The organism is Psychroserpens citreus (genome assembly GCF_055686305.1).
The window spans coordinates 617294-639698 of the sequence record NZ_CM145999.1 but is presented as its reverse complement, the minus strand read 5'-3'; the positions used below and the strand labels follow the sequence as shown (position 1 = coordinate 639698).

At 33.3% G+C, this 22405-nt stretch carries 20 protein-coding genes; 16 read left to right on the top strand and 4 right to left on the bottom strand.

All coding sequences use genetic code 11. The annotated features are described in order from the left end of the window. Positions 1-342: 342 nt before the first annotated feature. Positions 343-2826, bottom strand: a complete 2484-nt coding sequence (locus ACTU6T_RS03010; protein ID WP_460219786.1) for a TonB-dependent receptor — start codon at positions 2824-2826, stop codon at positions 343-345. Positions 2827-2986: 160 nt separating this feature from the next. Here ACTU6T_RS03010 and ACTU6T_RS03005 point away from each other — a divergent pair, with 160 nt between their 5' ends. Next, a complete protein-coding gene (locus tag ACTU6T_RS03005) occupies positions 2987-3349 on the top strand; it encodes a CoA-binding protein (protein WP_460219785.1) in 363 nt (120 codons plus the stop codon). On the opposite strand, the gene ACTU6T_RS03000 is transcribed toward ACTU6T_RS03005, so the two are convergent. Further along, entirely contained in the window at positions 3333-4808 is a 1476-nt protein-coding gene (locus ACTU6T_RS03000) for a sodium:solute symporter (RefSeq protein WP_460219784.1), read from the bottom strand. The genes ACTU6T_RS03005 and ACTU6T_RS03000 overlap by 17 nt on opposite strands. Positions 4809-4953: 145 nt before the next feature. On the opposite strand from ACTU6T_RS03000, the gene ACTU6T_RS02995 reads away from it, so the two are divergent. From ACTU6T_RS02995 to ACTU6T_RS02980, 4 genes are all read left to right on the top strand, one after another. Beyond that, complete coding sequence (locus tag ACTU6T_RS02995) at positions 4954-7455, top strand: T9SS type A sorting domain-containing protein (protein WP_460219783.1); 2502 nt, start codon at positions 4954-4956, stop codon at positions 7453-7455. Between the two features lie 96 nt (positions 7456-7551). Continuing rightward, on the top strand, positions 7552-8169 hold the full coding sequence (gene recR, locus ACTU6T_RS02990) for a recombination mediator RecR (protein ID WP_460219782.1): 618 nt from the start codon (positions 7552-7554) through the stop codon (positions 8167-8169). A gap of 3 nt (positions 8170-8172) precedes the next feature. Then, positions 8173-9270 (top strand): glycosyltransferase family 2 protein, encoded by a 1098-nt coding sequence (locus ACTU6T_RS02985; protein WP_460219781.1) that lies wholly within the window; start codon positions 8173-8175, stop codon positions 9268-9270. A gap of 90 nt (positions 9271-9360) precedes the next feature. After that, positions 9361-10689, top strand: a complete 1329-nt coding sequence (locus ACTU6T_RS02980; RefSeq protein ID WP_460219780.1) for a dihydrolipoamide acetyltransferase family protein — start codon at positions 9361-9363, stop codon at positions 10687-10689. A gap of 202 nt (positions 10690-10891) precedes the next feature. Here ACTU6T_RS02980 and ACTU6T_RS02975 read toward each other — a convergent pair whose 3' ends face one another. Continuing rightward, entirely contained in the window at positions 10892-12079 is a 1188-nt protein-coding gene (locus ACTU6T_RS02975) for an acetyltransferase domain-containing protein (protein ID WP_460219779.1), read from the bottom strand. Positions 12080-12207: 128 nt separating this feature from the next. On the opposite strand from ACTU6T_RS02975, the gene ACTU6T_RS02970 reads away from it, so the two are divergent. The 9 genes from ACTU6T_RS02970 (at position 12208) to ACTU6T_RS02930 (ending at position 17939) form a co-directional block, all read left to right on the top strand. Then, positions 12208-12984, top strand: coding sequence for an exonuclease domain-containing protein (locus ACTU6T_RS02970; protein WP_460219778.1), 777 nt, complete (start codon positions 12208-12210; stop codon positions 12982-12984). A gap of 9 nt (positions 12985-12993) precedes the next feature. Then, positions 12994-13605 (top strand): fumarylacetoacetate hydrolase family protein, encoded by a 612-nt coding sequence (locus tag ACTU6T_RS02965; protein WP_460219777.1) that lies wholly within the window; start codon positions 12994-12996, stop codon positions 13603-13605. A gap of 2 nt (positions 13606-13607) precedes the next feature. Then, on the top strand, positions 13608-13949 hold the full coding sequence (locus ACTU6T_RS02960) for an Hpt domain-containing protein (protein WP_460219776.1): 342 nt from the start codon (positions 13608-13610) through the stop codon (positions 13947-13949). After that, on the top strand, positions 13949-15196 hold the full coding sequence (locus ACTU6T_RS02955) for a competence/damage-inducible protein A (protein ID WP_460219775.1): 1248 nt from the start codon (positions 13949-13951) through the stop codon (positions 15194-15196). The genes ACTU6T_RS02960 and ACTU6T_RS02955 overlap by 1 nt, the downstream gene beginning before the upstream one ends. A gap of 80 nt (positions 15197-15276) precedes the next feature. Then, entirely contained in the window at positions 15277-15513 is a 237-nt protein-coding gene (gene rpmB, locus ACTU6T_RS02950; protein WP_460219774.1) for a 50S ribosomal protein L28, read from the top strand. A 28-nt stretch (positions 15514-15541) separates the two neighbouring features. Next, positions 15542-15724, top strand: a complete 183-nt coding sequence (gene rpmG, locus ACTU6T_RS02945; RefSeq protein ID WP_007648529.1) for a 50S ribosomal protein L33 — start codon at positions 15542-15544, stop codon at positions 15722-15724. 8 nt (positions 15725-15732) lie between these two features. Further along, complete coding sequence (locus ACTU6T_RS02940; protein WP_008271041.1) at positions 15733-15885, top strand: DUF4295 domain-containing protein; 153 nt, start codon at positions 15733-15735, stop codon at positions 15883-15885. A gap of 287 nt (positions 15886-16172) precedes the next feature. Then, entirely contained in the window at positions 16173-17147 is a 975-nt protein-coding gene (gene ftsY / locus ACTU6T_RS02935) for a signal recognition particle-docking protein FtsY (protein WP_460219773.1), read from the top strand. 42 nt (positions 17148-17189) lie between these two features. Next, the gene (locus ACTU6T_RS02930; RefSeq protein ID WP_460219772.1) at positions 17190-17939 is read left to right on the top strand and encodes a hypothetical protein; all 750 of its coding nucleotides are present in this window, start codon (positions 17190-17192) and stop codon (positions 17937-17939) included. 115 nt (positions 17940-18054) lie between these two features. Here the strand turns inward: ACTU6T_RS02930 and ACTU6T_RS02925 are convergent, their stop codons facing one another. Further along, on the bottom strand, positions 18055-19113 hold the full coding sequence (locus tag ACTU6T_RS02925; protein WP_460219771.1) for a hypothetical protein: 1059 nt from the start codon (positions 19111-19113) through the stop codon (positions 18055-18057). Positions 19114-19285: 172 nt separating this feature from the next. Here ACTU6T_RS02925 and ACTU6T_RS02920 point away from each other — a divergent pair, with 172 nt between their 5' ends. Both ACTU6T_RS02920 and rimO read left to right on the top strand, forming a co-directional pair. Next, positions 19286-20974 (top strand): amidase family protein, encoded by a 1689-nt coding sequence (locus tag ACTU6T_RS02920; protein ID WP_460219770.1) that lies wholly within the window; start codon positions 19286-19288, stop codon positions 20972-20974. Between the two features lie 39 nt (positions 20975-21013). After that, positions 21014-22318, top strand: coding sequence for a 30S ribosomal protein S12 methylthiotransferase RimO (gene rimO, locus ACTU6T_RS02915; protein ID WP_460219769.1), 1305 nt, complete (start codon positions 21014-21016; stop codon positions 22316-22318). The last annotated feature ends 87 nt before the right edge of the window (positions 22319-22405 follow it).

Sequence of the window (22405 nt, the reverse complement as noted above, 5' to 3'; positions counted from 1 at the left end):
ATCACATCTTAAAGACGCTTAAAAGTGTAATTTATTTTATCTATTAACATTTTTAACATCAATTAACAGAAGTGAGCCGGCACAATAAAAAATCCGAAACATAAGGATGCTTCGGATTCTTTGCTATTAACCAAATGTTATATCTCTTAAAATTCTAACTTGTAAAACTAATTCAAATGCTTTACAGTCTCTAAGTCGTAAACCAAATTGATTCATTACAAATGATACTATAAAAAAGCAAAAACCCAAAACAAGCGTTTTGGGTTTTCTTATTTAATAACCAAACATTAACACTAACCATCAACTATTATATGAAGGTTACTAAATATTACTTTCATGTTTTTATAAGAATCCTCCACTCCCTGACTTTTCATCATTATCACGGCGTTTACGAGATTTAGCTCTGTATTTACCACCACCAAAGCGGTAATTTAAACTAATATTCCAAGTATTACTTTCCCAGTTAAACTCACCAGTTTGTGGAAAAGGCCTCTTGCCATCAAATCCAAATCTCATGGTGTCAAATATATCATTGTAATTAAAACTAAATGTAGCTCTGTTGCCTTCTAAGAAGCTATAACGCATACCGAGATTTACAAAGTACATCGGTTTAATATCAAATTGTAAAGTTTTATTTTTTCCTCTGTAAAATCCAAATGCAGTAAAGGCTAATTTTTGATTAACTCTAAAGTTGTTAAACATTCTTAAGTTCCAAGCCGCATTGTCTACTTCTGTAATACTAGTTTCTATATCGTTAATTGTAGCTGTTTCAATGCTGACGCCATCTGTAAAGGTCTCAGCAATACCTTTTTGTGTTTGAGAGTAGAAATCAAAACTACCATTAATACTCCACCATTTTGTTGGTCTATAATTTGCTGATACTTCTACACCATATGCCGAGGTGTCGTCAAAATTATCATGCGTTAAAATAATTCTACCTGAATTTACATCACTACGATCTATAAACAGAGCTCTATTAATTTCGTCTGTAATGGCACGATAAAATATACCAGCTGTGATGCTTCCTTTTCTATTATTAAGAGTTCTAGTATAATTAACTTCTAGCGAGTTTGTAAACTGAGGTTCTAATTGCTGGTTCCCGAAAGCCGAAATTAAAGGTGTGCTAAACTCTTTAATTGGGTTTACCTGACCAATTCCTGGACGATCCACTCTACGGCTATAACTTAATTGGTATGAGTTTTTCTCTGAAGGTGTATACGTAAAGAACGCAGAAGGATATACCTGTGTGTAATCATTTTCAAAGTTAATCTCTGTAACTGCGTTAGTTACAACATCAGTTTGTTCGGCAATGGCATCTACATTGACATTTTCAACTCTAAGTCCAATTTGATATGTCCATTTTTCAAATTTCTTGCTATACGTTCCATATGCTGAATAAATATCTCTAGTATAATCAAAATCGGTACTTGGTGTTGGTACTAAGCCCCCCATGTCATTGAAAGAATTTCCAGTAGAAGAATAAGCAATGTCTGAATTAAATAAACGAGCTTGAACTCCTAGTTCTAATTTAGTGGTTTCTGATAGTGGATTTACATAGTCTAAATTAATTGTTGTTCTAACTCTATCTGTAAAATTAAAATCATAATAATCAGATAGAGGACCAGCAATTTGATCAAAAAATACTGGATTTTCACCTTCATAAATATTATGATCTACTTCTAATTCAATATTAGAACCTTCCTTAGCAAAGTCTAACTTATAATCAAAGTTGTATTGTTGAGATGTGTTATCACCAACATTTGAAAAAATTTGATCTTGGTTAAAACTCATGTCATCATAAAAGAATGCTGTAGTTCTACCAACTGTACTATTGTTTGAGCTGTTTTGATTTGTAAATACTGAAATTGTATTATTATCATTTAAGTAAAAATCAACGCCTAATTTATACTGATGGTTTTCACGCTTATCTAAAAACCTGAAAATTTGTTCTGAGTTGTTTTCTGGCCTAAAAACATTACCTCTATTTCTGTTTTTAGAAATGTTATTACTATAATTACCAAAGAAATTAAACTTACCATTTCTGTAGTTCATATTTAATGCACTATTGAATTTAGGTTCTCTTTCATAACTTAAACCAACATTAGCACTTCCATTAAACCCTATCATTGTATTTTTATGTAGCACAATATTGATAATGCCACTCATGCCTTCAGGATTGTATTTGGCTGAAGGGTTAGTAATTAATTCAATAGATTTAATTGCAGTAGAAGGAATTTGTTTTAGCAGTTGAGCAGTAGGTATATTAGATAATTTACCATCTACCATAACACGTACATTTGAATTACCTCTTAAGCTAATGGTTCCAGTTTGTGCATCTACACTTACAGATGGAATACCCACCATAAGCTCTGAAGCAGTACCACTAGCAGCTAAATCTTTACCAATAGTAATGACCTTTCTGTCTACTTTTTGTTGTATGGTTGATACTTCTGCAACCACTGTAACTTCATCTAAACTCGCAAGGTTCTCTTCTAGTTTGATGTCTCCTAGGTTAACCTTGTAGCCATCTTCACCTAGATTTATAGGTTTGGATACTGTTTTATATCCTATATATTGAATTGAGACAATAATTTTTCCCTCAGGAATTTTGTTGATTTCAAAAGTACCATCGTCTTTAGTAATTCCGCCAGTGATAATTTGCTCATTAGCATCCTTGATAACTACATTTACATAGGGTAAGGGCTCATTGAGAGTAGCATCGATAACACGTCCGGATATCGTACCATCTCTAAATTCTAATTTCGAAGGTTGTGCTAAGGTTACTACAGCGAATAGAAAAATGCACAATTGTGTAATTGTTTTCATTGATTGATTTTTTGATTGATTAGTTTTTTAAATAAAACGGTTGTTATAGCATAGACGACAACTAGAAGTAAGTGTTACTTATTTTAACACTACTTAACATCTTTTTAACATTTGACACGCATGATTTGATATTGAACTGTATTTTTGTAATAAAATTGATATGAGTAAAAAAACTTTGGTGTTAGGAGCTTCTTTAAAAGCACATCGCTATTCTAATATTGCGATCCATAGATTGGTGGATGCTCACCATGAAGTTGTGGCTTTTGGTTTACGTGAAGGACAAGTACATAATGTAAATATTGATACGACATTAGTCTCTTATAACGATATAGATACCGTTACGTTATATCTTAATTCTGAGCGGCAGAAAGCATTTTATGATTACATCATATCTTTAAGTCCTAAGCGAGTAATATTTAATCCAGGTACTGAGAATATTGAATTTCAGAAGTTATTAAAGGAACACCAAATTTATTTTGAAGAAGCTTGTACTCTGGTATTATTATCTACGAATCAATATTAGATGTTGACTTTTTTGATATTAGAAATAGTCCTAACATGGTTATTAAACCATTAATAGGTAATACTTCCCAGTGAAATTTATAATTACCGATGATAGACTCAGGTAAAGATGTAAGACCATAGGTAATTAAAATAGCAGCCAAACCAATAATCCAAGTATATTGATCTAGTAAAGTTCTTTTAGAGAGTATTCCAAATGCAAATAAACCTAATAATGGACCATAGGTAAATGTGGCGAATTTGAAGAGATTGCTTACTACGCTGCCTTCGAGACTATTAAAAATAATAACCACTATGATGAGCACTATTGATACACCAACATGCACTTTTTTACGTAATGGTTTTTGTTGAGAAAGCTCTCTTTTTTCAATATTCAGAAAGTCTACAGAGAATGAGGTGGTTAATGAAGTAAGTGCTGAATCAGCACTTGAGTATGCTGCTGCTATCAAGCCAATAATAAACGTAATGGCTAGTCCTTTTCCTAATCCTTGATTCATTGCTATCTCAGGAAATAATAAATCATTTCTAGTTTTACCATCTACCACAGGAATATCTACGCCAAATTGTTCGGCATATATAAAGAGTAAGGCACCTAAACTTAAAAACACAAAATTTACGATTACCAATAATATCGACATGGAAAACATGTTTTTTTGAGCTTCCTTTTGATTTTTACAGGTCAGATTTTTTTGCATCATATCTTGATCTAAGCCGGTCATGGCTATAGTGATAAAAATACCACCGATAAAATATTTCCAGAAATATACTGTAGCGTTGGGGTCGTCAAGAAACAAGATTTTACTTTTCGAAGTAAAACGATTATTACTTAAAATTTCTGAAGCCGACCACTCTAATTTATTCGCGATTAGTATTATAGCTACAATAACGCAAGTCAGCATTGCAAGCGTTTGTAAGGTGTCTGTCCAAACAATAGTTTTTATGCCACCTCTATTGGTGTAGAGCCAGATTAAAAGAATCGAAATAACAACAGTCATCCAAAACGGAACACCTAAGGTCTCAAAAACGATGTATTGCATGGCTAAAGCAACTAAATAGAGTCTAAATGAGGCTCCAGTGACTCTAGATAGTAAAAAGAAAAAGGCTCCTGTTTTATAGCTTACTTTGCCAAAACGATGTTCTAAATATTGATAAATTGAAGTAACATTAAGCTTGTAGTAAAGTGGTAAAAGGACTAATAACACAATTAAGTATCCCACAAAAAAACCAAACACACCTTGCATATAAGCAAACTGTTGCCCATCAACTAGCCCTGGTACCGATATAAATGTAACACCAGACAACGATGCACCAATCATCCCAAAGGCAACTACATACCAAGGAGATTGTTTTTTTGCTTTAAAAAACACATCATTTGTGTCTTCTCGACCAGTGAAATAAGAAATTAGAATTAGTATTCCAAAGTAGGCTAGAATAAGTAATAAGATGGCATTCGTCGACATAATTGTGATTTTAACAGATTTTTACGTGAAAAATCTTATTTTCGTTAAAAAATTGTAAAACAATATTAAGTAATTTCTAATTAGAAATTGTGTTTTAGTATACAATAGATTTAGAAACTACTTATACTAACCCAAACTTATGAAAATGAAAAATTATTATTATGTATTACTTGCATTCTTAATGTCTGTTTGTGTGTCTTGGTCTCAAGATTATAGACAGATGATTGCTGAAGGTACTTATACAGTTGCCGAAATTCAAGCAGTTGCAGAAGCACATTTTGCCCAAGTTGGTACCGAACGTGGTAAAGGTTATAAGCCTTACAAACGTTGGGAGTATCAAGCTCTAAGAAATATGGATGAAAATGGAATGCTTAAATCTCCTGAATTTTATTATAACGAATTAGAAAATTGGAATGAGTATTTAAATGCTAACTTTCCTCAAGCAAGAACCACAGTTGGGGCATGGGAGTCTATGGGTCCTACGTCTTGGAATGCTACTAGTGGTTGGAATCCAGGAGTGGGCCGAATTAGATCTGTTGCTGTTGAAGTGGCGAATCCAATGCATATCGTAACCGGTGGTGACTCTGGAGGTGTGTGGAGATCTACAGATGGAGGTTTGACTTGGACCGTATTAACGGATAACTTGTCAAATTTAAATGTTTATGCCTTAGCTATAGATCCAGTGATAAATACAACATATTTTTGGGGGTCAACTGGAGGTACGATTTTTAAATCAACCGATAGTGGATCTACATGGAATGTTTTAGCTGATGTTGGGTCTGGTGCAGTAAATAAAATTCTAATAGATCCATCGAATACGAATAAGATGTATTGTTCTGTCCAAGGAGGTGGAATATTTAAATCTACAGATGCTGGTGCAACGTGGGATAGAATTTTGTCGACCGCTTTTAATGGTTATGATGTAGAATTTAAACCAGATGGGCTTTATAGTACAATTTATGCTTCTGGTAATGAAGTATATGTGTCTACAGATTCTGGAGCCACATTTTCTGAGATTACAGGTTTAGGAAATGGTCCTAAAATGATAGGCGTTTCACCTAATGATACCGATGTTGTTTATATACTAGAAGCCTCAGGCGGCGCATTTGGAAATTTATATAAGTCAACAGATTCTGGTACTACCTTTACTACATTGGACCATTCAGGTAAAAATTATTTTGGATATAGTTCAGATCCTGAAGATCCAACCGATGCAGGTGTTGGTCAGGCTCCAACACATATGGATATCGCAATAAGCCCTACAGATGTTTCAGATGTTCATATTGCTGGCGTTAATACGTGGAGATCTACTGATGGAGGAACTTCTTTTTCTATAACATCTCAATGGCAACCAGGAATGGCTAATGGACAAAACATAGGCTATTGCCATGCTGATGTTTGTGAACTTCAGTTTGTTGGTGATAAGCTATATGTTGGTACAGATGGAGGTGTTTATGTTGCCGAAACTCCTACTGTTGTGTCTTCTGGATATTATAAAGATTTAACTGCTGGTTTAGGAATACGACAATTTTATAGAATAGGAATTAGCCAAACAGATCCTGTGGTTGTAACTGGTGGATCTCAAGATAATGGTACCTCTATTATGGATGCCAATGGAAATTGGACAGATTGGTTAGGGGCTGATGGTATGGAGACCTTCATTGACAAAACAGATCCTAACCTTATTTATGGGACATCTCAATTTGGAAGCTTATACAAGTCTTTTAATGGTGGAAATAATTTGTCTTTTATTAGCACTCCAGCATCGGGAAATTGGATAACTCCATTTGAACAAGATCCAGCCAGCCCTAATACATTATATACAGGGTATAGACAAGTATACAAATCGACAGATGGCGGAAGTAATTGGTCTACAGTCTCACAAGACTTTGGAGGTGCTTTAAACCATTTAAAAGTGGCGCCTACTAATGGTAATGTCCAATATGCAGCTAGAGGGTCTTCTTTGTATAAGAATAGCTTTGTTGGTGTGATAAATACTTGGAATCAATTATCAGGTTTTTCAGGTTCTATCAACTCTATTGCGATACATCCTTCAGATCCTAATAAAGTTGCAATAGCTACAACTGCTAATCAAAAAGTTTATGTTTCAACAGATGGAGGTGTATCTTGGACATCATATCAATTAAATCTGCCTAACTTTAGTGCGCAAGCATTAGTGTGGCATGATAACGGTCATGATGGGTTGTATTTAGGAATGAATTATGGAGTGTATTATATTGATAATAACTACACAGAGTGGCAACCATTTAGTAATGGTTTGCCTAATGTTATCATTAGTGAATTAGAAATAAATACAGCTGATAATAAATTATATGCAGGAACATATGGTCGTGGGTTATGGAGAACAAATGTGTTTGATGATACATTGAGTGTGGATGATTTAGAATTAAATGGTATAGCTATGTATCCAAATCCTTCTAATGGAGAGATAACATTGGAATGGGATAGACCAGATCAAGTGTCAATTAGAATATATGATACTCAAGGAAAATTGATGTATTTCTCAAAAAATCAAGATTTATCTCAACCTAACAAAATTGATATTTCAAACTATGCATCTGGTTTATATTTTGTGAAAATTAATAATTTAAGTGGTGTTGTCACTAAAAAATTAACAGTAAAATAACTATCCAATAATCAATCTAAAACCACTATTATTTGATGATAGTGGTTTTTTTGTGGATTACTTCTAGAAATGCCGTACAAATTGTAAATTCGTACCATGGAATTTTCTTCTAAATTATTAGAAAACGCAGTAAATGAAATGTCTCAATTGCCAGGAGTTGGTAAGCGCACTGCATTGCGTTTAGTATTACATTTGTTGCGTCAACCTAAGGCTCAAACACTAAATTTCGCAGAAGCATTACGAGTTATGCGTACAGATGTAAAATTCTGTAAAAGCTGTCATAATATAAGTGATACAGAACTCTGTGAAATTTGTTCAAACCCAAATCGTGTTGAAGATGTAGTTTGTGTTGTCGAAGATATTAGGGATGTGATGGCTATAGAAAATACAAGTTCGTTTAAAGGTTTATATCATGTGCTCGGAGGAAAGATATCTCCTATGGATGGTATTGGTCCAAATGAATTAAATATTCATTCATTAGTTGAAAAAGTAAAACAAGGAACTATCAAAGAACTTATTTTTGCTTTAGGATCAACAATGGAAGGCGATACAACAAATTTCTATATTTATAAACAAATTCAGGATTTTGATATAAAAACGTCTACGATTGCACGAGGAATTTCAGTAGGAAATGAATTAGAATACACAGACGAGATTACACTTGGGCGCAGTATAATTAATAGAATTCCTTTTGAGGCATCCTTGAAATCTTAATATTTGAAACTATCTGTTGTCATATTAAATTATAATGTGCGTCATTTTTTAGAACTATGTCTAAAAAGTGTAGAAGTAGCATTAGTAAATATTGATTCTGAAATTATTGTTATTGACAATAATTCCGAAGATACAAGTTGTAAAATGGTTAAGGAATTATTTCCTAAGGTAGTACTTATAGAAAATAAAAAAAATTATGGTTTTTCTAAAGGTAATAATATTGGCGTAGCCAAAGCACGAGGCGAATTTGTTTGTATTCTAAACCCTGATACAGTAGTTGCCGAAGATACCTTCGAGAAATTACTAAATCTTGCTAAACTCAAGAATAATCTTGGGATATTATCTTGTCGTCTTATAGATGGTCAAGGACATTTTTTACCAGAAAGTAAAAGAAATATTCCAATACCATTTATAGCTATAAAAAAAATATTAGGATTTTCTTCATCTTATTATGTGTCAAATTTAAATGAATTTGGAACAGCGAAAGTTCCAATTTTTGTAGGGGCTTTTATGTTGATGTCAAGACCTGTTTATAATCAGGTTGGAGGCTTTGATGAGGATTATTTTATGTATGGTGAAGATGTAGATTTGTCTTACAAAGTATTACGGGCTGGTTTTGAAAATATTTACCATGGAAATACTACCGTAATACATTTTAAAGGTGAAAGTACTCTGAAAGATAAAACTTATGCCAAACGATTTTATGGTGCAATGCAAATTTTCTACAATAAACATTTCAAATCAAATTTCATTTTTGATACCATTGTTTGGTGCGGAATAAAGCTAAGTCCATTATTTCAAGAGTCTTCGGAAATTGTCAAGCAACAAATAAAACAGTATGTGTTAGTCTCTTCGGAAGTTAATGAAGACTTAAAACAGGTGTTAAAGCACGACCTGAAGTTGCAATCTGAAATAGAAACCTATGATAATGACACCGAATATATTTTAGACCTTAACTACCTTAATTTTAAGTCGGTTATTGAAATCATTTCTAACAGACCTAAAAATAGTAAAGCAACGTTTAAAATTCTACCAAAAAATTCTAACTTTATCATTGGAAGTAACAGCTCCAAAAGCAGAGGAGAGGTGATATCCTTTTAATTGTAATTAATTGAAAAAATCTCAATGATTGTTTTGATTTTTCATTAATTTTGCAAACAATAAACGAATTATTGACCTTAGATTACAGATATGGCAAAATTTGAACTTAAGCTTCCTAAAATGGGAGAGAGTGTTGCAGAGGCAACAATTACATCTTGGTTAAAAGAAGTTGGCGATACTATAGAAGCAGATGAAGCTGTTTTTGAAATCGCTACTGATAAAGTAGATAGTGAAGTACCAAGTGAAGTTGATGGCGTTTTGATTGAAAAACGCTTCGATGTTGATGATGTTGTTCAAGTAGGTCAAACCATTGCTGTAATTGAGATTGAAGGCGATGACTCCGGTGCAATAACTGAACCTGAAGTCGCACCTATTCAACAGGAATCGTCATCAGAACCGGTTTCAGTTAGTGAAGTTACACAAACTGTAGTAGCAGCTCAAGAAACTGTAGCTCCAATTGCAAGCTCTGGAGATCGTTTTTATTCTCCTTTGGTGAAAAATATTGCCAAGCAGGAAGGGATAGCCCAAGAAGAATTAGATGCTATTTCTGGATCAGGTAAAGATGGTCGTGTCACCAAAAATGATATTCTGTCATATATAGAAAACAGAAGTGCGCAACCAGTTGCGATTAAAGCAGAAGTCGAAAAACCAATAGCTCAAGATAAAGTTGAGCCGAAGAAGGCAACATCTGCTCCAATTTTAGCAAGTGGCGACGATGAAATTATCGAAATGACCAGAATGGGTAAATTGATTGCACATCACATGGTGGAGTCAGTACAGACATCAGCTCATGTTCAAAGTTTTATCGAAGCAGATGTAACTAAAATTTGGAACTGGAGAAATAAGGTAAAGAATGAATTCAAACAAAGAGAAGGTGAGAATTTAACCTTTACACCAATTTTTATGGAAGCTGTTGCGAAAGCATTACGTGACTATCCAATGATGAATATTTCTGTTCAAGGAGATTCAATTATTAAAAAGAAGCATATTAATCTAGGTATGGCTGCTGCTTTACCAGATGGTAATTTAATTGTACCAGTTATAAAAGATGCAGACCAACTTAACCTTGTTGGAATGACTAAAAAAGTCAACGATTTAGCAGGTCGAGCTAGAGAAAATAAATTAAAACCTGATGATATTGCTGGAGGAACGTATACAGTAACCAATGTTGGTACCTTTGGAAGTATCATGGGAACACCAATAATAAATCAACCTCAAGTTGGTATTTTGGCTTTAGGAGCTATTAGAAAAGTACCTGCCGTAGTCGAAACACCAGAAGGCGATTTTATTGGAATTCGTTATAGAATGTTCATGTCCCACTCTTATGATCACCGTGTTGTTAATGGTGCGCTTGGAGGGCAATTTGTAAAAGCTGTTAAAGATTACCTTGAAGCTTGGGATTCAGACCGAGAAATTTAATGAAATCTATTGACTATTATATTGATAAAATAGTCTCTTTTTTTAAAGAGTTCATTGAAACCATTGTCTATTGGTTGGTAGGATTCTTTTTTATAATTTTTATTTTTTATTTGATTGCAGAAGTTGTATTCTGGATTGTGTTTTAACACATTTACTTATACAAAAATCACCATTTTTAAATGGCGATTTTTCTTTCTTTTAATCATAAATAACTTAACCACCACTTATCTCTGTTATTAGCTTTATAGGTCATATATCTTTTACACAGTGGGTATAGTACTACTAAGGTAATAATCCAAATAATATAAGTAACCCACAAATCAAAGCCTTTATCGGCCAAATATCCACTAGAAAACCGTTGAGGAGTATAAATGAGTTCTTTCCAATTTTCACCTAACACGCTAAGTCCAAGAAAACCAATGAAATGAATAATATATAAATGTAAAATATAATAGAAAAATGGAACACGCCCAATAACTACGAGCACTTTTGTAAACCAATTTTTAACAGATTCTATAGCATATAAAAAGAGCATTGCTGGGCCAAGAGTCATTAGAGTATATAAAAGTGATGGCGGGTATTTAGTTGTATTTAGAAATGACATGATTGTATACGTGAAATTCTTTTGTGAACTCCAAGGAGTTAAATTTCCGTAAAGATTAATAATACGGATTAGAATAAATAGAGTAATAGCACCAATTCCCAAATAAAGCAACCATTTTTTACGAATCTTGATATCAAATCCCTTTTGATAAAAATGACCAAAACAATAGCCTAAAATCATGATGCCTAACCAAGGAACAAAAGGGTAAGCGATAAATAACATGCTTTCTCCATTATCAAAAACAGCAACACCTTGTTGGTGCGTGTAATACCATAATATAGATAATGGGTCATTGCCTTGCATCGTAATTCCATCTAATAGGTTATGACCAAAAAGAATTAGAAGTCCTAATGCAAGAAGAATTTTTTTATTCAAGAAAATGAGAGCAGCCATAAATATCATGCAAACACCTATCGCCCAAATCACTTGAAAAATATGTAAGTTTAAGCCAATATCAAAAGTCCAAGCAAAATTAACAACAGTTAATTCAATAAAAATGAGCCATAGACCACGTGTAAAAAGAAACCTTGCTAAATCTTTTTTGTTTGCCTTTTTAATACCATAGAGAAAAGCAGAAGTTCCCGCTAAAAACACAAATACAGGTGCGCAAAAATGAGTAATCCATCTAGTGAAGAACAAAAATGGAGTTGTCGTATCCATATTTGTTGGGTCTGAATAGAGATACCCAAAATTCGAATAATCTCTTACATGATCTAGTGCCATTATAATCATAACAAGCCCTCTTAAGATATCTATAGACTCAATACGGTTGGATTTAACTGTCATAATAGTTGCTGTGTTGGTTAGTAAACGCGAATAAAATTTCGCAAGCCATTCAAGTTCGCTATTTTATTCCATAACTCAAAATCTCCTTTTCAACTTAATCTCATTATCTTTGTTTAAAAATTGTTTACATGCAACTCAATCTTATAAAACCTATTTGTTTTTTCGATTTAGAAACGACAGGAATTAATATAACCAACGATCGCGTCGTTGAGATATCAATCTTAAAAGTTTACCCTAATGGGAAGGAGGAAACTTACACTCAACGTGTTAATCCAACTATTCCAATTCCGCCACAAGTGACTTTAGTTCATGGGATTTCTGATGCAGATGTAGCGGATAAACCTACCTTTAAGGAGATTTCTAAAGTGGTATATAATATGATAAAAGATTGTGATTTAGGAGGTTTTAATTCTAATCGATTTGATATTCCATTGCTAGCAGAAGAACTGTTGCGTGCCGATGTCGATTTTGATATGAAGAATACCCAATCTGTAGATGTACAAACTATTTTTCATAAAATGGAACAACGTACTTTGAGTGCTGCATATAAGTTTTACTGTGGAAAAGATCTAGATGATGCTCATAGTGCCGAAGCAGATACATTGGCAACTTATGAAGTGCTGAAAGCTCAATTGGATAAATATGATGAGTTAGAAAATGATACTAAATTTTTAGCCGAATTTAGTTCACGTAAGAAATTTGCTGATTTTGCAGGATTTATTTCATTTAATAAAGAAGGAGATGAGTGTTTTTCTTTTGGAAAGCATAAAGGAAAATTAGTGACCGAAGTATTGGAAAAAGAGCCAGGTTATTTTGGATGGTTGCTCAATGCTGATTTTCCATTATATACAAAAAAGGTGTTAACTGCAATCAAGTTAAGAGCCTTCAATAATAAATTGTTTTAAGCCTAGTCTATGAAACTTATTTGTATAGGGAGGAATTATACCGAACATATAAAGGAACTTGAAAATGAAAGGCCAATTAATCCTGTTGTGTTTTTGAAACCTGATACTTCTATATTGTTAAAGAAGCAACCTTTTTTTATTCCAGATTTTTCAGAAGATGTGCATCATGAAGTCGAAATCTTAGTGAAGATTACTAAAGTTGGTAAACACATCGCCAAAAAATTTGCTCATAAATATTATGACCATATAGGATTAGGAATTGACTTTACAGCTCGTGATTTACAAGCCAAGTTAAAATCAAAAGGCTTACCTTGGGAAAAAGCTAAAGCGTTTGATGGCGCAGCAGTAATAGGTGAATGGTTGCCAAAAACAGATTTTGCTGATGTGAACGATATTAATTTTAGTTTGAAAAAGAATGATGCCATCGTTCAAAATGGGAATACCAGTTTAATGCTTTGGAAAATTGATGAAATCATAGAATATGTCTCAAAATATTTTACTTTAAAGATTGGAGACATTATCTTTACGGGAACTCCAGCAGGAGTTGGCAAAGTTATTGCTAATGATAAATTAAAGGGATACATCGAAGACAAGCAATTGTTTTCAATTACAGTAAAATAATAATGGAACAACATTACAAATTATCAAGAGTTCGAGAATTAGCTGATCATGATGAAGATTTCGTAGCTGCTTTAGCTGCCGCTTTTTTAGAAGAGGTGCCAGAAGATGCTGCGCGTCTAAAAAAAGCAGTAGCAGAAACAGATTACTACAATGCGTATCAAGCCGCTCATAAAATGAAACCAACAATAGATCTTTTTGAGTTAGGTGTGCTTCAAGACCTAATCGTTGTTCAGGATTGGGGAAAATTTGAAAAATCTGGAGAAGACTGCTCTCGCGAACTTAATTTAGTATTAACAGCAGTAGAGAATGCTACTGCAGAACTCAAGCAAGATTTCAATCTATAATGCTAGCAGAAATTATTACCATTGGTGATGAGATTCTCATTGGTCAAATCGTTGACTCAAATTCAGCATTTATTGCAAAGCATCTTAATAAAATTGGAGTTTCGATATATCAAATTACATCAGTACAAGATGATAGAACTCACATTTTAAAGGCATTAGCCGAAGCCGAAGTTAATGCTGATATCGTTATTATTACTGGAGGTCTAGGGCCTACTAAAGATGATATCACAAAAAAAACTATTGCCGATTATTTTGACGATGTACTCGTAGAAAGTAAGTCTGTACGTAAAAATGTCGAGCATATTTGGGAAGTGTATATCAAGAAACCTATTAAACAAGTCAATCTTGATCAGGCTCTAGTGCCTTCCAAAGCTGAGGTTTTGATGAATAAATATGGAAGTGCGCCTGGTATGTGGTTAGAACAAAATGATACTGTATTTGTGTCATTACCTGGTGTGCCTTTCGAAATGAAAGCTTTAATAAAGGATGAGGTTATTCCGAAACTAAGAGACCGATATCATTTTCCATATATAGAACATAAAACGTTTTTGACCTATGGAATAGGAGAGAGTACATTAGCGGAACGCATTCAAGCCTTTGAAAATGAATTGCCAGATTTTATAAAATTGGCCTATTTACCTAATCTTGGTCGTGTGCGTTTACGTTTATCAGCAAAAGGAGATGATAAAGCACGAATCAAAGCCGAAATGGATAAACAAACCCAAATGTTACTACCTCAAATTCAAGACGTTTTTGTTGGTTATGAAGATGACTTATCTATTGAAGCAATTATTGGAAGACAACTAACAGATCAAGGAAAGACTGTCGCTATAGCCGAAAGTTGTACAGGCGGACTTATATCCGAACGCTTTACCACTAATCCTGGTGCTTCAAAATATTTTAAGGGGAGTGTGGTTAGTTATACAAAAGAAACCAAAGTCAATGTCCTTAATATTTCCGAAGCTATTATTAATGAACATTCAGTGGTGAGTGCAGAAGTTGCAGAAGCTATGGCGCATAATGTGAGATTATTATTGCATACAGATTATGCCATTGCTACGACAGGTAATGCAGGACCAACTAAAGATGATACTAATGAAGATATAGGAATAGTGTATATCGCCATTGCTACAAAAGATAAGGTGTATTCTGAACAATTTAGTTTTGGAAATCATCGAGTCAAAGTGATTAATAAAGCGGCAAACAAAGCCTTTGAAATGCTACAAAAAGAAATTTTAAAAAAGTAGCGCTTTTAGTTTGTGGGTATTGTAAAGTTTTACTAAATTTGCACCCTGTTTTAAAGAAACATAATTAAAGATAGAAAGAAATGTCAAGAGTTTGTGAACTTACAGGAAAGAAAGCGATGGTTGGAAACAACGTTTCTCACGCAATGAATAAAACGAAGCGTAAATTTAACGCTAACTTAATTAAAAAGCGTTTCTATATTCCTGAAGAAGATAAGTGGGTAACTTTAAAAGTATCTGCTGCAGCATTAAAGACGATCAATAAGATTGGTGTTTCTGCTGCAATTAAAGAAGCTAAATCTAAAGGATTTTTAAAATAATAGCATAACGCGTTAAAGAACACGTACAATGGCAAAAAAAGGAAATAGAATACAGGTTATATTAGAATGTACAGAGCATAAAGAGTCTGGACAACCAGGAACGTCTCGTTACATTACTACTAAAAATAAAAAGAATACGCCAGATAGAATGGAGATTAAGAAATTTAATCCAATTTTAAAGCGTATGACAGTTCATAAAGAGATTAAATAAATAGAGTCATGGCAAAGAAATCAGTAGCATCATTACAAACAGGATCTAAAAGACTTACAAAAGCGATCAAAATGGTAAAATCACCAAAAACTGGCGCTTATATGTTTGTTGAGTCAGTAATGGCACCAGAGTTTGTCAATGATTTTTTAAACAAAAAATAAATTAAACATTAGGTGTTTAATTGTGAACTGCTTTCATATTTGAAAGCAGTTTTTTTATGTCTATATTTGAGCAAGTATGACAACTTAGCATGATGTCAATAGAGGCAAGGTTGTTGTATTGTTTTTTTTATGGCGTTACTCTCCTCCGCATTGGCTACAGAGAGTCGGGCTTTCCGCTAAATCTTTTATTTGTTTTTATTTCGACTACGTTCAATATGATAAATAAAAGGATATCGCTGTAATCCCTAACGCAATGTAGAACAACAACAAAATGACTAAATAATAAAATGAGTTTTTTTAAAAAAATATTTTCTTCAGAAAAAAAAGAAACCCTAGACAAAGGGTTAGAGAAATCAAAAACATCGTTTTTCTCAAAATTAAATAAAGCAGTAGCAGGGAAATCTAAAGTTGATGATGATGTATTAGACAATCTAGAAGAAGTGTTAGTAACTAGTGACGTTGGTGTAAATACAACCCTTAAAGTTATTGAACGCATTGAAGAACGTGTTGCTAAAGATAAATATTTAGGGACTTCAGAGTTAAATCGAATCTTACGTGAGGAGATTGCAAGTTTATTATCTGAGACCAATTCTGGAGAAGATACCGATTACGTAATTCCAGAATTACCAAAACAAGCGAATGGCTCTAAAACACCATACGTATTAATGGTTGTTGGTGTTAATGGTGTAGGTAAAACAACAACAATAGGTAAATTAGCTTATCAGTTTAAAAAGAAAGGTTTAAAAGTAGTTCTAGGAGCTGCAGACACCTTTAGAGCGGCTGCAATTGACCAGCTACAAGTATGGGCAGATCGTGTTGAGGTGCCAATGGTAAGGCAAGATATGGGAAGTGATCCAGCTAGTGTGGCATTTGATGCGTTACAATCTGGTGTTAATCAAGATGCTGATGTCATTATTATAGATACAGCTGGTCGTTTACATAACAAAGTTAACTTAATGAATGAGTTAACCAAAGTAAAACGTGTTATGCAAAAAGTGGTTGGTGATGCACCGCATGATGTGTTACTGGTTTTAGATGGCTCAACAGGTCAAAATGCTTTTGAGCAAGCCAAACAATTTACTGCAGCGACAGAAGTTACCTCATTGGCAGTAACAAAACTTGACGGAACAGCCAAAGGAGGTGTTGTCATTGGGATTAGTGACCAATTTCAAATTCCGGTGAAATACATTGGTGTTGGTGAAGGTATTGAAGATTTGCAAGTCTTTAATAAATATGAGTTTGTTGACTCTTTCTTTAAGTAATATTTTTTGATTAATTTTAAAGATCAATTGAAATCAAAAAAAATGAAAAATGTAATTATCACAGCAGTATTAGTGCTTTTTTTAGCACCAACCGTTTCAATAGCTCAAGCTGTAGCTGGAGATCCAAATCAGTATGAAACATCATGGCGTTTAAAACAAGTTATTCGTGATAAATTAAACGTTCAAGAGAGAGCAAACCCGATTGATTTCTCAGACATTAAAGGAAGTCCTTATTTAAATGAAAAATTTCAAGATGGTCAATATTTCCTAAATGGTAAAAACCAGGGACATTTTTATCTAAGGTATAATATTTATAATGATCAAATTGAGATTTTGTCAGATGCAAGTCCTCAAAATATGCAGAGTGACAATCCTGTGTATGATGCATTTCTCAAAACAGATAACAGTAAGGTTCTTTTAGATAATAAAACCATCAAATCGTACTATTATGAAGATGAAAATGGAAATTCTACAAATAGCTATTTTATAGAAGTTAATCAAACAGATAAGCACATTTTATTGCTTAGAAAGCGATGTGTATTAACACCTGCAGAAAAAGCTGCAACACCAAATCAAGCCGACAGAGCTGCAAAGTTTACAATATATAATGATTATTATATTTTAGATAAAGACAAAAACTATCCTCAAAAAATTGAATTAAAGAAAAAACGATTTCTTAAGGCGTTTCCAAAATATACAAGTGCTTTAAAAGATTATATTAAAAAGGAGGATATTAATTTGAAAGAAGAAGATGACTTAGTGAAAGTTACTAATTTCATGAATTCACTATAAGGATCTTAAACTTATATTATTTAAGGCGCATCAATAACTTAGATTTTGATGCGCTTTTGTTTGATATTTATACTCTAGAAATGTTTATGATTTAATTTCTCCGTTAGGTTAAACCTTATAATTGTTTAGTCAATGTAATGGTAACTTCATTTTCCGATTGCTCACAATTTCCGTCATTATTGTTATAAAACTCTACAAAGGAGAACATAATTTCATCGTCTGAAAAAATATCATATTGCCAAGGATCTCCTACAGATGTAGGACCTAAAAGAACATTGCTTGTCCCAGAACAAGAAAAATTTGTGTTTTGATTAGGACTAACAATCACATGACCATTACAATCTAAGGCAAACTCAAACTGCATTGTATTATGAGTATATCCAAGATCTTTTAAATATTGTACAGAGATGCGTCTTATATTGTCAGATGGAGCAGTTATGGTCACAATATGTGGATCACCAAAAACATGCGTACCTATATTAGGTTCTAATGCCATACTAGTACTTGTAGTACATAAGTAATTACCTATGTATCCTACAGGATCAGAACTCGCTTGAATAGGTCCTGCATAGTCACCAACTCCATTAATACTATTGTTGCAAATACCTCTTATATAGATGTCATAATTGGTTCCTGGAGTTATATCTGTTAATGAATAAGGAGAGTTTGAAACTTCAATAGTAGTTCCTGTTCCTAATTGAAAGCCTGGAGAGCCATATTCAATTTCCCAAGAGGTTGCACTGCTAATATCCCATGATAGATTAATAAAGCAGGCATTTACATTTGTAACTTCAAAAAATGAAGGTGTAAGACAAGGATTTGTTGTAGTGAAACTAAGTTTATTACTCCAGTCACTAAAAATATTGACATCACAAATTGCCCTTACATAAACATCATATTGTGTAAAACCTTCTAAATTTAATATTGTGTGTTCTGGTGAAGTTACTATAATTGATGTTCCAGAACCGATAGAGAAACCAGCAATACCGTATTGAATTTCCCAAGCCATGTCATTAGCTTGAGACCAACTTATGTCTACTCCGCTACTAAAAACTTCGCTAGCAATAAGATTATTTGGTTTACTGCATTGAGAATCAGATGATGGCCCATCATCTGAACTTGAGCAAGAAAAAATAGTAATAGCGAAAAGGAATAAAATTAATTTCTTTAACATAATAAAGAGTACTTTGATTTGGGAGCCAAACTTACAAAACAGAATGAAAATTAGTTGCTTTTTAAAAGAAAATTTCATTCAAATTTGTAAGGCGAAGATTACTAATTAGTTACTTGTTTAATTTTTTTAGACTTCATTCTTTATTTGTTATTTTTATTAAAAAAAACGAGCCATGCGATATTTACTTCTATGTTGTCTTTTAATTTTAGCTTATAATTGTAAACCTTCCAATGATAAAAACGAATCATCTCCAACTCAAGTTGACTCATCCAACGAGGAGAAAAGTGATGCGTCTCTATCTAAAGACGAAAATGATCTTAGTGATATTTCTACAAAAGACTTTAGGGAGTTCAAGATTTTAGATTCTAAGCATATTAAGATCGATGATATATGGAATGCACTTAATTCTGAGATGCAAGATTTTTCAGAAACCGATTATAATACCTTAAAGCCATTGATATTGGAGCAGGACATTCCAACACTTCAAAAGTATATGGCTGAAGATAAACTAACTTATGAAAAACTCACCAAGTTTTACCTATATCGTATTAGAGCATTTGATAGAGATAACTACCTGTCCTTAAATTCTGTGATTTCTATCAATCCCAATGTAATTAATGAAGCCAAACAAAAAGATATCGAATTCAGAAACCGAAAACTAAAACATCCAATATTTGGCATGCCCATTTTATTAAAAGATAATATTAATACCGAAGCTATGCCAACAACTGCTGGTGCAGTTGCTTTAAAAGATAATATTGTAGAGGATGCTTTTATCGTTACACAATTAAAAGCCAAAGGTGCTTTGATTTTGGGTAAAACGAATTTAAGTGAATGGGCTTATTTTTTCTGTGGTGACTGCCCAAGTGGCTATAGTGCTATTGGAGGTCAAACTTTAAATCCTTATGGCAGACGAATTATTGATACTGGAGGTTCTAGTTCTGGTAGTGGTGTGGCTGTTGCGGCTAATTTTTGTGCAGCTGCCATTGGTAGTGAAACATCGGGATCGATTTTGTCACCATCAAGTCAAAATTCTATTGTAGGTCTAAAACCAACCATTGGTTTGGTAAGTCGTGGAGGTATAGTTCCTATTTCATCTACTTTGGATACGGCTGGACCGATGACTAAAACTGTGACCGATAATGCTATCGTATTAGATGCTCTTTTTGGTGAAGATACTAGTGATTCTAAATCGATTTATAATCTATGGGAAAGTCCGTTTTACTATAATGATTTAAAAGATGCTTCGTTAAAAGGGAAGCGTTTTGGAGCATTCAACAATCTCATGGAAGATGAACTGTATGCAGCTGCTATAACGATTATAAAAGAGCAAGGTGCTGAGATTATTCAAATAGACCCTTTGGAAATTGATTTGCCTGCGTTTATTAGATTACTTAATCTAGATATGAAAGTGGATTTAGTTCATTATTTAGATGCTTATGGAAATAAAGATTTAGGATATAATTCTATTGAAGATATTATGAACTTTAACCTAACGGATAGTTTAAATATCATGCCATATGGTCAGCGTTTATTTCAAGGTATATCTGATGATATAGCCACAGATGAAGAATTTGCACAAATAAAAAACGTGTTAAAAACTAATGGTATGCGATTTTTTGATGAACCTATGAAAGCCAATCAGCTAGATGGTATATTATCAATTAATAATTATCATGCAGGTTATGCTGCGGTTGCTGAATATCCAGCACTTACCGTGCCTATGGGGTATACTGAAGAAGGGGAACCAAAAGGACTCACATTTATAAGTACAAGATTAAAAGAAAAGCAACTTTTAGAATGGGCTTACGTTTATGAGCAGGCATCAAAACAACGAGTTGCTCCTAAAAATTACAATTAGACAGATTTTAGATGTATCTTTGCCCTCTGAAATTTGATTATGAGAACTAAATCACTTAAGAAGAATAAAATTAATGTCGTCACTTTAGGTTGTAGTAAAAATGTCTACGATAGTGAGGTGTTAATGGGGCAATTAAAAGCTAACGGTAAAGAGGTTGTACATGAAGAGGAAGGTAATGTTGTAGTGATTAATACCTGTGGGTTTATTAATAATGCCAAAGAAGAAAGTGTAAATACCATTTTGGAATTTATGCAGAAAAAAGAGGCTGGTGATGTAGATAAGGTGTTTGTGACTGGCTGTTTAAGTGAACGTTATAAACCAGACTTGCAGAAAGAAATTCCTAATGTAGATCAATATTTTGGAACTACTGAATTGCCACAATTACTAAAGGCATTAGGTGCTGATTATAAACATGAACTTATAGGTGAACGTTTAACGACGACACCAAAAAATTATGCATATCTTAAAATTGCTGAAGGTTGTGATCGTCCGTGTAGTTTTTGTGCAATTCCATTAATGCGAGGGAAACATAAGAGTACTCCAATTGAAGATATTGTCATTGAAGCTGAAAAGTTAGCAGCAAATGGTGTTAAGGAACTCATTTTAATTGCTCAAGATTTAACCTATTACGGATTAGATTTATATAAGAAGAGAAACCTTGCTGAATTATTAGAGCATTTGGTAAAAGTGGATGGTATCGAATGGATTCGATTGCATTATGCATTCCCTACGGGATTCCCTATGGATGTTTTGGATGTGATGAATCGTGAGCCTAAAATTTGTAATTATTTAGATATTCCTCTCCAGCACATTTCAGATGCTATTCTAAAAAGTATGCGTCGTGGGACCACTAAAGAAAAAACGACCAAGTTGCTAAATGAATTTAGAACAAAGGTTCCAGAAATGACTATAAGAACAACCTTGATTGTTGGGTACCCTGGAGAAACTGAAGCCGATTTTCAAACCTTAAAGCAATGGGTTAAAGATATGCGTTTTGAACGATTGGGGTGCTTTACCTATTCACATGAAGAAAATACACATGCCTATAATTTAGAAGATGATGTTCCTGAAGATGTGAAAATTGATAGAGCGAACCAAATTATGGAAATTCAGTCGCAAATTTCTTGGGAATTGAATCAAGCTAAAATTGGGCAAGAATTTAAAGTAGTGATCGATCGTAAAGAAGGGAATTACTTTGTAGGTCGTACCGAATTTGATTCGCCAGATGTGGATAACGAAGTATTGATTGATGCCACTAAAACCTACTTAAAAACTGGAGAGTTTACTACAGTTAAAGTTATTGAAGCTGAGGATTTTGATTTGTATGCTGAGGTCATTAACTAAACTCAAATAGTCCTTGTTCAATAAAAGGTTTTTCATTCGTTATGTTTTAAAATTATTTAGGTTTTTTAGTATTCAATTGGTTATCAA